Source organism: Martinezella calliandrae, from assembly GCF_030272695.1.
GTDB lineage: Bacteria > Pseudomonadota > Alphaproteobacteria > Rhizobiales > Rhizobiaceae > Rhizobium > Rhizobium calliandrae.
Genome location: NZ_JARFYN010000103.1, coordinates 1 through 10,480, shown reverse-complemented (window position 1 = coordinate 10,480; position 10,480 = coordinate 1). Strand labels below are relative to the sequence as shown.

The 10,480-nt window shown below is 56.7% G+C and carries 12 protein-coding genes; 4 read left to right on the top strand and 8 right to left on the bottom strand.

The genetic code is table 11. The features are described from left to right. Both PY650_RS35285 and PY650_RS35280 read right to left on the bottom strand, forming a co-directional pair. Positions 1 to 207 (bottom strand): MerR family DNA-binding transcriptional regulator (locus tag PY650_RS35285; protein ID WP_432761624.1); only part of this gene is annotated, 207 nt, incomplete at its 3' end. An 89-nt stretch (positions 208 to 296) separates the two neighbouring features. Next, positions 297 to 467: a hypothetical protein gene (locus PY650_RS35280; protein WP_285884699.1), complete on the bottom strand. Its 171-nt coding sequence runs from the start codon at positions 465 to 467 to the stop codon at positions 297 to 299. A 295-nt stretch (positions 468 to 762) separates the two neighbouring features. Here PY650_RS35280 and PY650_RS35275 point away from each other — a divergent pair, with 295 nt between their 5' ends. Then, complete coding sequence (locus PY650_RS35275) at positions 763 to 975, top strand: hypothetical protein (RefSeq protein WP_285884698.1); 213 nt, start codon at positions 763 to 765, stop codon at positions 973 to 975. 42 nt (positions 976 to 1,017) lie between these two features. Here the strand turns inward: PY650_RS35275 and PY650_RS35270 are convergent, their stop codons facing one another. Continuing rightward, complete coding sequence (locus PY650_RS35270; protein ID WP_285884697.1) at positions 1,018 to 2,010, bottom strand: zinc-dependent alcohol dehydrogenase family protein; 993 nt, start codon at positions 2,008 to 2,010, stop codon at positions 1,018 to 1,020. A 242-nt stretch (positions 2,011 to 2,252) separates the two neighbouring features. Here PY650_RS35270 and PY650_RS35265 point away from each other — a divergent pair, with 242 nt between their 5' ends. After that, positions 2,253 to 2,975, top strand: coding sequence for a CBS domain-containing protein (locus PY650_RS35265; RefSeq protein ID WP_285884695.1), 723 nt, complete (start codon positions 2,253 to 2,255; stop codon positions 2,973 to 2,975). A 517-nt stretch (positions 2,976 to 3,492) separates the two neighbouring features. Further along, complete coding sequence (locus PY650_RS35260; RefSeq protein WP_285884693.1) at positions 3,493 to 4,446, top strand: ABC transporter transmembrane domain-containing protein; 954 nt, start codon at positions 3,493 to 3,495, stop codon at positions 4,444 to 4,446. 327 nt (positions 4,447 to 4,773) lie between these two features. Here the strand turns inward: PY650_RS35260 and scpC are convergent, their stop codons facing one another. The 5 genes from scpC to PY650_RS35240 form a co-directional block, all read right to left on the bottom strand. After that, on the bottom strand, positions 4,774 to 6,264 hold the full coding sequence (gene scpC, locus PY650_RS35255) for a succinyl-CoA:acetate CoA-transferase ScpC (RefSeq protein ID WP_285884692.1): 1,491 nt from the start codon (positions 6,262 to 6,264) through the stop codon (positions 4,774 to 4,776). 223 nt (positions 6,265 to 6,487) lie between these two features. Beyond that, positions 6,488 to 7,753 carry an MgtC/SapB family protein gene (locus tag PY650_RS35250; protein ID WP_285884690.1) on the bottom strand — a complete coding sequence of 422 codons (1,266 nt, stop codon included), beginning with the start codon at positions 7,751 to 7,753 and terminating at the stop codon, positions 6,488 to 6,490. A gap of 171 nt (positions 7,754 to 7,924) precedes the next feature. Next, the gene (locus PY650_RS37585; protein WP_432761623.1) at positions 7,925 to 8,137 is read right to left on the bottom strand and encodes an ABC transporter permease; all 213 of its coding nucleotides are present in this window, start codon (positions 8,135 to 8,137) and stop codon (positions 7,925 to 7,927) included. Next, entirely contained in the window at positions 8,134 to 8,316 is a 183-nt protein-coding gene (locus PY650_RS37580; RefSeq protein WP_432761622.1) for a hypothetical protein, read from the bottom strand. The genes PY650_RS37585 and PY650_RS37580 overlap by 4 nt, the downstream gene beginning before the upstream one ends. 273 nt (positions 8,317 to 8,589) lie before the next feature. After that, the gene (locus tag PY650_RS35240) at positions 8,590 to 9,633 is read right to left on the bottom strand and encodes a zinc-dependent alcohol dehydrogenase family protein (protein WP_285884688.1); all 1,044 of its coding nucleotides are present in this window, start codon (positions 9,631 to 9,633) and stop codon (positions 8,590 to 8,592) included. Positions 9,634 to 9,806: 173 nt separating this feature from the next. Between PY650_RS35240 and PY650_RS35235 the strand changes: the two genes are divergently transcribed. After that, complete coding sequence (locus tag PY650_RS35235) at positions 9,807 to 10,295, top strand: NUDIX hydrolase (RefSeq protein ID WP_285884686.1); 489 nt, start codon at positions 9,807 to 9,809, stop codon at positions 10,293 to 10,295. Positions 10,296 to 10,480: the final 185 nt, after the last annotated feature.

Sequence of the window (10,480 nt, the reverse complement as noted above, 5' to 3'; positions counted from 1 at the left end):
GGACACACGAGCGTAAGCGATGGTCTTGCCGGCGGCGTCTTGAGCGGAACGGAACCGTTCAGGCCGCAGCTTGGCAAGATCGTAACGGCGATGACCACCTGGCGTATGTTCAGCCACCAGACGGCCTTCGGCTTCCCATCGGCGCAATGTCGTGATCGACACGCCCAAAACTTCCGCCGCTTCGCCTATGCTCACAAATCTCTCCATTTTGGAACGATATACATAGATTCAGTAAGATTGCAAGCGAACTGTTCTAACCCTTGTTGGCCCGCAACTACGCCTGTTTGCCCACTGGCTCAGGTTTGATCGTTAGGCCCTTTCCCGGCCACAGCGGCCTTAGAATCCGCCAGCTTCTTTTCTTCCGCTTCCAAGAGCTGGCAAAGCGTTCGCCGTTCCTCTTCGTCGCATACCTTATTCAGCAGCGTTCGAAACCGCTCAATATTCTGGCGCGCTATGAAATCTTGCATGCACCGTTTCTCGCAACTGTGAATTACAACCGAAGACGGCGCGGCTGCTGCAGACGGGAGTGTGCCCTGCGCTAAGTCAAGGTGATCATCGCTGCGCCTTACTAATGATTGCAATCATAACGGCGCACCTGCGCTTACGGAAGTCAGTTTCGCAATTTTTTATCGACCGGCAGAGCTTCGTCATCCGTCAAATTTGACATAGTTCAAGGCCGCTCCAATAAATTTCAGCGATGATGCATATGAGTTTGAGTAATCGGTTTTTGAAACCAGCTTGTGTGCTGGGACTTGGAAAGACATGAAAGACCCGGAGCGCCATAAATTCCTGAGGGAGCAAGCCAGCATCTATCAAGAACTGATAGAGGCTTTGCAGCGGTCTCATCCTGGTTTGCCTGAATCGAACCCGGAGGGTAACCATCCATATGCGTCTCAAATTCGCCAGCTCGTGAGTTATAAGCAGTCGCTGAAGACGCTTGTGAACTTTATCGCTGCGCTGGAAGAAGACGAATAGCTCGATTGCCCCCAAATGAGTGGGCTGTGGCCGGTACATGTTCTAGCTTGCCTCGGGGACCAATACTGCCGCTCCGATGAGACGGCCCGCACGAAGATCGGCGATCGCCTCATTGGCCTGCCGCAGCGGATAGACCTTCGTGTGTGTACGCACCGCAGCACGGCTGGCCATCGGGAAGAACTCGAGGGCGTCTTCACGCGTCAAATTGGCGACCGAAACAAGTTCGCGTTCGCCCCACAAAACAGCATAGGGCATGGAAGGAATATCGCTCATGTGAATTCCGCCACACACGACCACGCCGCCCTTGCGAACCGCCGTGAGCGCGGTCGGCACCAAATCACCCACGGGTGCGAATATGATCGCTGAATCAAGCGGAACCGGCGGGTTCTCATCTGAACCACCGGCCCATACCGCTCCAAGATCGCGTGCGAATTGCTGCGCAGCACGATCGCCGGCTCGCGTGAACGCGTAGACGTCCCGGCCTTGCCAAACGCATATCTGAGTGAGGATATGTGCGGCGGCGCCGAAGCCAAAGAGACCGATGCGTCTGCCATCGCCGGCCTTTTTGAGCGCGCGCCAGCCAATCAATCCGGCGCACAGAAGTGGCGCAAGGGATACAGGATCGGAATCCCTTGCGAGATCAAAGGCAAAGGCTGCGTCTGCCACAACATAGGAGGCAAAACCGCCATCGCGGCTATAGCCGGTGAACTGCGGCCGGTCGCAGAGGTTCTCCGCCTTCGTCTGGCAATAAAAGCATGTTCCGCAGGTGTGACCAAGCCATGGAACGCCGACGCGGCGCCCAAGCCTCGCGGTGTCGACGCTTTCGCCGACAGCATCGACAATACCGACGATCTCGTGGCCCGGAACGAGCGGAAGCTTGGGATCTTTGAGATCGCCGTCCACGACATGCAGGTCGGTGCGGCAGACGGCGCACGCCTCCACCTTTATCCTCAGTTCACCGAAGCCGGGCACGGGATCATCACGCTCGACAAATGCCAAGGGGGTCCCGATCTGTCGAAGAATCATAGCTTTCATGACGAAGGCCGAGTTTTGTTGTTGCCTCCAACAACCTCTTGTGTCGCTGTCAATTGTTTCAAGCGAGTAAAGCCCCGTCTTTGATCGGGATCAAGACCGGGCTATTTTAATGCGCGTCAAACAAAGCCCGCAAATTGACGACGATCAAAGCGCGACGGTGCCTGGCTTGTTAAGCCTCATGCATCAAAAGAGGCAAAGTCCTCTCAGACACCGCACGCCGGATCAGTACCCAGGAGACGAGAATGCTCATTCAAGCGATCATGACCGCACCGGCCATAACCGTTGGCCCCAAAACGCCTGTCGCCCAGGCGGCGAAGATCATGCTCGATCACCGCATCAGCGGTCTCCCCGTTGTCGATGCCGGGGGAAAACTTGTCGGCATTGTCAGCGAAGGCGATTTCCTTCGTCGCGGCGAACTCAGTACCGAACGCAAGCGATCGTGGCTCCTCGAGTTTTTCACCAGCCCCGGCAAGATCGCCGATGAATATGTTCGTTCGCACGGCCGGAGCGTCGATCAGGTGATGACGCCGGAGGTCCGCACTATTTTCCCTGGCAGCATGGTCGAGGATGCTGTCGACACGATGGAGGAATATGGGATCAAACGCCTGCCCGTGGTCTCGGAAGGCAAAGTCATCGGGATCGTTTGCCGCTCGGATTTGTTGCGTGCCTTGACCCTTTTCCTGCCGACCCAGGCGACACTCGCCAAGGATGAGGAAATCCAGGACGCGATCGTTGCAGACCTGGCGCAGCAGAGCTGGAGCCGAAACGGCTTTATCAAGGTCAAAGTCATCAATGGCGTTGCGGAGTTGTCCGGAACCATTTTCGACGAGCGCGAGCGCCTTGCCGCCAAAGTCGCCGCGGAAAACGTGCCCGGCGTGAAATATGTCTCCGATCAGATCGCATGGATCGACCCGTATCTTGGTGTCGCCATGCCGGCTCCGACTGAACCCAATAAGGCGGAGTAATCTCCCTTCGCTTAAGGGGGGGCCGGTGGGTGGGATGGCACTAGAGATCGCTCTTCCGTCTCACCCAACCGGTTTCACTCCCACATTTGTTCTGCTTGCCTGCGTAAAGCCGGCGTACACCAGATGATCCATCCTGGCGCTAATTTATTGGGATTGACACTCATCAACGCATTCACTGCACGAACGTGGAAGACTGGCCACGTCGAAGCGATGGTTGCGTCGCTATTCAGGAGGGCGTTCGTGCAAATAATGACTGTTGGTCCTATTGATCTTCATGATCGCGAGCGTCTTCGGCATTCTATGCATCAAGCCGCTCGCCGACGATCAACGGCTAACGACAATCCAGAATTCGACAATTCGATAAGGCCCTCCAGGCGCAAAAAGGGCGCGAGGAGGAGTAAACTCCAGATAGCGCAGGCAAGAAAAGCGGAAGGTAAGCGGCGGCCAGCGACCGGCGCGCTTCTTAGAAATTCTCGCCTGTTGTCCTGATCCGCATCGCGCCCTGCTCGAGGAAAGCATGCTGCCGCAAAAACTATACAGTTTCGTCTTTCGCGCCTCGGGATGGCACCAGCTGGGCGCCGCGGTTTTGTCGATATTGCTCTTCCTCGCCGGCACAATTCCGCTGGACATCCAGCGGCGGATTGTCAACACGGCAACCGAGAGAGGCTCCTATCGCACAATCGCGTTTCTAGTCCTGGCGTATATGGCATTGGCCCTTACCGAAGGGCTATTGAAGCTTGTGCTCAACATCTATCGCAGTTGGATCGGGGAGGCCGCGGTGCGCTGGCTGCGCCAACGGGTGTTCGAGGCGTCCGATACGCAACTGACAGAAAACGAGGCGTCTACAACCGAAGGAGTGCAGCTCTCCATCATCCTGGCCGAAGCCGATCCCGTGGGCGGCTTCGTGGGAACGAGCATATCGGAACCGTTGCTGCAAATCGGTCTATTGGCGGCAGTTTGCGGCTATCTCGTCTACCTACAGCCACTTATGACCGTCATCATCGCCACGATCTTTCTTCCGCAAAGCGGCTTCGTCCCCTTTATGCAGGCGGCCATCAATAGACGCGTACAGAAAAGAATCGGCATCATGCGCAATATCAGCGAAGACATCGTTCAGTCGGGACGCGCACTTGATACAGACGGCTTGCAGAGGTCTCGCATCCAGGATGTTTTCCGGATCAATATGAGCATTTACAAGATCAAGTTCGCGATGAATTTCATGATGAACCTGATGACGCAGATGGGATATGTCGGCATCTTCGCCCTGGGCGGCTACTATGTGGTCACCGGGAAAACCGAAGTCGGGACGGTGGTCGCCTTCGTATCGGGCTTGTCGAAAATAAACGACCCGTGGGGCGACCTCATCAACTGGTATCGTGATCTGAAAGTGACGCAGGTAAAATACGATCTGATTCACAGTTCAGCAAAAATCGGCGCCATCGCCATCGGTGGCCGTGATGCCACCGGCTGAAGTCGTTTTCCGGCCGGCACGTAGATTCATGAGAGCCACGGGAAAACGGAGGCCAGTTCACCGGCTCGACTGGCTCTCGGCCCCGCTCGCCTCGCCAGTTCGACGATCTCATTCGTGATCTCCTCCCGACGCAATTGCCGGGAGTGCGCGAACAAACTGTCCAGCCTATTGGTGACTTTGATCCATGCTGCGATCATCGCCCGTGTCCGAGCCCCGCTCTCCGCAGCAAAGAACGGCATTACCGCCTCGCAGAGTTCCCGCTGAAAAGGCGGGCCTCATATGTGAAATACGGTGAGCATGGTCATAAAATATCTTGGATATGTTCGGCTAAGCCAGCATACGTCCCGTCTCGCGCAATGAAGTGTGCCATTTGAGCGCTTCCTCGATGAGGTGTGGCGTTTGTCCACCACGTGCAAGGGCTCTTTTGTGGTAGTCGGACAAGGCTTCGCGGTAGGCTGGATGCACACAATTAGCGATGACTGTGGTGGCACGTTCACGCGGCGCGAGACCACGAAGGTCAGCCAGCCCGATTTCCGTCACCAATATATCGACATCGTGTTCGGTATGGTCCACGTGACTGACCATGGGCACGACCCTTGAAATCGCGCCGTTCTTTGCCGTCGACTTCGTGACGAAGATGGACATATAGGCGTTGCGGGCGAAATCGCCGGAGCCGCCAATACCGTTCATCATGTGCGTTCCACCGACATGGGTCGAGTTGACGTTGCCGTAGATGTCGAACTCCAGCGCAGTGTTTATTCCGATAATCCCGAGGCGACGAATGACTTCCGGATGATTGCTGATTTCCTGCGGGCGCAGGATCAGCCGCGACTTATATGCTGCGATATCGGGAATGATCCTGCGGTATTTGTCGGCGGAAAGGGTCATCGAGGAACCGGATGCAAATGTGAGCTTTCCGGCGTCGATCAGATCGAAGGTCGAATCCTGGAGAACTTCGGAATACATCGTCAAATCGTGAAACGGTGTATCGATGAAACCGTGGAGTACGGCATTTGCGATCGTCCCGATGCCGGCCTGAAGCGGTAGCAGGCTTTGGCTTAAGCGCCCGAGCTTGACCTCGTGCGTCAGGAACTCAGCCAGATGTCCGGCGATCGCCTGCGTTTCGGTATCCGGCGGCTGAATGGTCGAAGAACTGTCATTGCTTTGCGTGACGACAACTGCCGCGATCTTATCAGGGTGAACCGGAATGAATGGGACGCCGATGCGGCTGTCGGGTGCCATGACGGGAATTGCTTCGCGGCTTGGTCGCCGCGTCGGGATATAAATATCGTGCAGCCCTTCCAATTCCTGTGGCTGCAACATGTTGATTTCGACGATCACCTTTTCCGCCAGGATCGCGAAGCTTGCCGAATTGCCGACCGATGTTGTCGGAATGATCCCGCCTTCCTCGGTAATGGCCGTCGCCTCGATCACGGCGATATCGACCGGGGAAATCTGACCGCTGCGAAGAAGTTCCACCGTTTCGGACAGATGCTGATCGATGAACATGACTTCGCCCGCATTGATCGCGTCTCGCAGAACTGGATCGGACTGAAAGGGTAAACGACGGGCGAGCACGTGCGCTTCGACCAGGGCCTTGTCGAGATTGTTGCCCAAGGATGCGCCGGTCATCAGCGTGATCTTTAGTGGCTCGTCCTTAGCGCGCTTGGCAAGTGCCAAGGGCACGGCCTTTGCCTCGCCCGCTCGCGTAAAACCGCTCATGCCAACGGTCATTCCGTCCTTGATCAGCAGGGCGGCCTCGTCCGCACTGACAATGCGCTGGAGCAGATCCTTGTTTCTTATACGCTCGCGAAACATGGTGATCCTTCCTTGAGTCATGGATATCAGGAGCAAGAGCCGAGTTTTGCCAAATGCGCAGCATCTCGGTCCTTTGGGATAAATGCGACAAGAGATGTCGGGACATTCTATACCGGGGTCTAAGCCGAGGAAGTAAGGCTGCATTGATTTCCATCAATTGAGCTCGATGTCGGCCGTTTCCAGGGGAGATCGCAATGTCCCGGAGCCTACTCTTAACCGGCACTCAGGCCAACGCGCTGTACCCGAAATAGGCAGCGACGGCTGCGACGAGCGCCGTCAGGGTTGTGAGGCTCAATGCCGTGGCATAGGCGCGACTTCCAAACAAGATAGCCAGCATCATCTTCATTGTCAGATTGGCGGCTGCGGCCAGAGAGATCGCGATCGTCGCAACCTCTGTTGTCAGCGCCGAGCCCGCCATGCGCGCCGTCGAAAGAGTGATAGCATCAAGATCGGCAAGCCCCGACAGCAGCGCGACGACAAAGATCATCGACAGCCCGAACTGGTCAATCGTGAATTTCGAAATAAAACTTATGACGCCGAGGAATGCTCCGAAGCGTAGAACCGTCAGCAATTCGAACGGATTGTCCGGATTAATGTCCGTTGCTTGGTCGTCTGCTTTCGCTCCCCTGAGCATCAGGACAGTCGCGCAAATAAAGACAAGAATAACGGGAACGAATGTGGGAGCCAGTTGAGGAACGAGCGCAGGCGCCAATATGCCGCTGATGACCATTGCCCGGCCGATAGACATTGCTCCAGCGATCGACGCGCCGGCAACGAGGCTCTGGGTCGCCTGATCGCTTTCGGACGATAAGCGCGCAAAGGACAAGGTGACAGCGGTCGACGAAATGAATCCGCCCGCAGCGCCGCTAAAGAGGATGCCGTGTTTCGGGCCGGCAATGCGGACCGCCAGATAACCGACATAGGAGATAGCGGCAATCATGATCGTCAGCAGCCAAAGCCGGAATGGATTGATGGCATTCCAGGGATCGATTGTTCTATCGGGAAGAAGCGGCAGCGCAACGAGCGTCATGGCAAGCAGCACGAGTGCAGCCCTTAGTTCAAGCCAAGTCAGGTTTCGCAGGAACCCATGCAAACTGTGACGAGCAGCCAATAGGACGGTCACCGCGACGCCGCCGGCCGCGGCGACCGTCATGTCGGAAACTGTCGCAACGAGCCCAAGGACGAAGACGGCAAGAGCCGCTATGACGCTGGTGACGCTGTAATCGTTTTCCCGCTCTGCCTCGTATCGGCTGAAGACGATAAACGCGATGCCGAACACGACGAAAACGGCGGTCGGCAGGACCGGTCCGAGCTTGACTTGCAGGAAACCCGACAAACCGCCGAGAAAGCCGGACAGGCCGAACGTGCGAATACCTGCAGTTCTTTTACCAGGCGCCGTCTCGCGCTCCTGCCAACCGCGCTCAACCCCGACTAGGATGCCGATGGCAAGAGCGAGGCTGAGACGCTGAAACGCTTCGATGATATCCATTTTGTGACAATAGTGATGAGCGACCGCGCAAGCAATCTGGGCTGCCAAAATCCCCCGCCAGACACGTCATCGGCCGCTGAGAAGTGATTTGCGAAAACGCAACGTGGCCATGGCAGAGAATGCCGCACCGATCACGAAGAGCGCCAGCATTTGCGGCCAGATGATTGCAAATCAGGCGCCCCGATAAAGCACGGCCTGCAATAAAGCTACGAAATGTGTCGTTGGCGAAAGCTGCATCACATTCTGCAGCCAGACAGGCATGCTCTCCATGGGTGTCGTGCTTCCGGACAAAAGGTTCATGATGATAAGAACCGGCATCACAATCAGTCCGAACTGCGCCATCGAGGTCGAAACGGTGGCAATCAAGATGCCGAGCGATGTCACCAAAAACTGGTAGAGGACCGCAGCGGCGACAAAAGGCCTATGGATCCTGCGACAGGCACGCCGAGCAGGCGCTCGACGACGACGATGAGGGAGAAGATCGCTGCGAGGACGATGACGAGGCCGTCGCGACATCGTGCATTCAGGCTCAGGATCGCAACCGGCGAAAAGAAGAGCGACATGGGATTTGTACAAGAACCGGCTCCCGAAGAACGCATTGAATGGGCACCGCCTGCGTCGCGAACCAACCCGGCACTGCGCACACTATTCGCGGGTCGGACCATCCCATCATTGATGAAGATCATCTGCCGAGCGCAAATCTCGCCGTCATTCGAAGCGTCATTCGAGATTTTTCTCCCCTTGAGAGAAACTTTGATGGCCGGAAACAGCAAAATGCAAAGGGCTCTTGTATCCCTCGGCCAATGTTTCAGCCAAATTGTCAGATCTCCTATTATTTATGTTTGGGCTTCAATGATTACCTTGAGCGCCTGCGTGCCGGCGGCGTTGCCGAACGTCTCATAGGCTTCGAGGATCTGATCCAGCCCAAAGCGGTGAGTAATGAGTTGTTTCGGGTTGATCTTTCCTGATTGCACCGTCTTCAGAAGCATTGGCGTCGTGACCGTATCCACCAAGCGAGTCGTGATCGCGATGTTCTGAGACCAAAGCCGCTCGAGATGCAGATCGGCCTTTGCGCCGTGCACGCCGACATTGGCAATCGTCCCACCCGGCGCGACGATATCCTGGCAGACCTGGAACGTCTCCGGAATGCCGACGGCCTCAATCGCGGCGTCGACGCCGCGACCCTGCGTCATTACCATCACCTGCTGCGCAGCCGCCTCGCCGCTGCCATTGACGGTCTTGGTGGCGCCGAATTGCTTGGCGACCTCAAGCCGGTGGTCATCGAGATCGATCATGATGATCTCTGCCGGTGAGTAGAATTGTGCCGTCAGAAGCGCCGCCAACCCCACTGGCCCAGCACCGACGATGGCGACGGTCCCGCCTGGTTGCACCTTGCCGTTGAGAATGCCGCACTCAAAACCTGTCGGCAGGATGTCGCTCAGCATGACCAGCGCCTCCTCGTCGGCGCCCTGCGGAATAGGATAGAGGCTGGTATCGGCATGAGGGATGCGAACGTACTCAGCCTGCGTTCCATCGATCGTGTTGCCGAGAATCCAACCGCCGGTGGTGCAATGGGAATACATTCCTCTCCGGCAATATTCACATTTCCCACACGATGAAATGCAGGAAATCAGGACATGATCGCCCTTTTTGAACTGCGTGATGGCAGCGCCCGTTTCCTCCACGATTCCGACACCCTCATGCCCAAGAATTCGACCTGGAGTGCAAGTGGGCACGTCACCCTTAAGGATATGAAGGTCCGTGCCACAAATGGTCGTGCGGGTGACCCTGACAATGGCATCAGTTGCCGTGCTGATCTCAGGCATTGGGCGCTCCTCGAGCACTTTTTGCCCCGGACCCAAGTAAACGAGAGCTTTCATATTGATTCTCCAATGATTGCCGCTCTTTCATGCTGTCGGTTGCACGGAAAATGCTAGAATGAGGTGGGCTAAGGGACATTGACGTGAGTCAAAGCCGATTTTGAGATCGCCGTTTGAGGGGCGAACCAAGAGGCGTCTTAAATGAGAGCCTCCACCCGCATGAGAGATCGTCGATGAAGAAGAGCGCCGGCATACCGATGTACAAAAAGATGGAGAGCGATGTCCTCGTGTTGCTCGTTCATCCCGGCGGTCCTTTCTGGCGCAAGCGTGACGAAGGAGCATGGTCCATTCCCAAAGGCGAATATCTGGAGGATGAACCGGTCGAAACAGCCGCTCGACGTGAATTCGCCGAGGAAATGGGCCATGTCCCCGAGGGCAAGTTGCAGCCGTTGGGCGAACTGCGCCAGAAGGGCGGAAAACACGTCACCGGCTTCGCGCTCGAAGGCGTATTCGACACGTCCTCCCTGCGCAGCAATCTGTTCGAAATCGAATGGCCGCCTGGAAGCGGACGCCCGCAATCGTTCCCCGAAATTGATCGTGCCGAATGGTTTGCCCTTTCCGACGCCCGCCGGAAGATCATTGGTGGCCAACTTCCCTTCCTGGAGCGTCTGGCAGCGCTTTATCTTCCGACCATGAAGAACAGCGACACACCCACGGACTGAAGATCATGCCGTGTCGTCGCGACCGCGGCCAGCCGACACGCACTGCCCGGAGGCCTATCCTGCCAATGAAACAGCTGTTCAGGCCTTTCCCGGTAGGGACGCCCGTTGCCGAGCGCCCCCCGGACAGATCCGAGCGAGCGGGATTCCCGCACTCGGCTCCTACCTCGGGTGAGTGACGGCGAAGC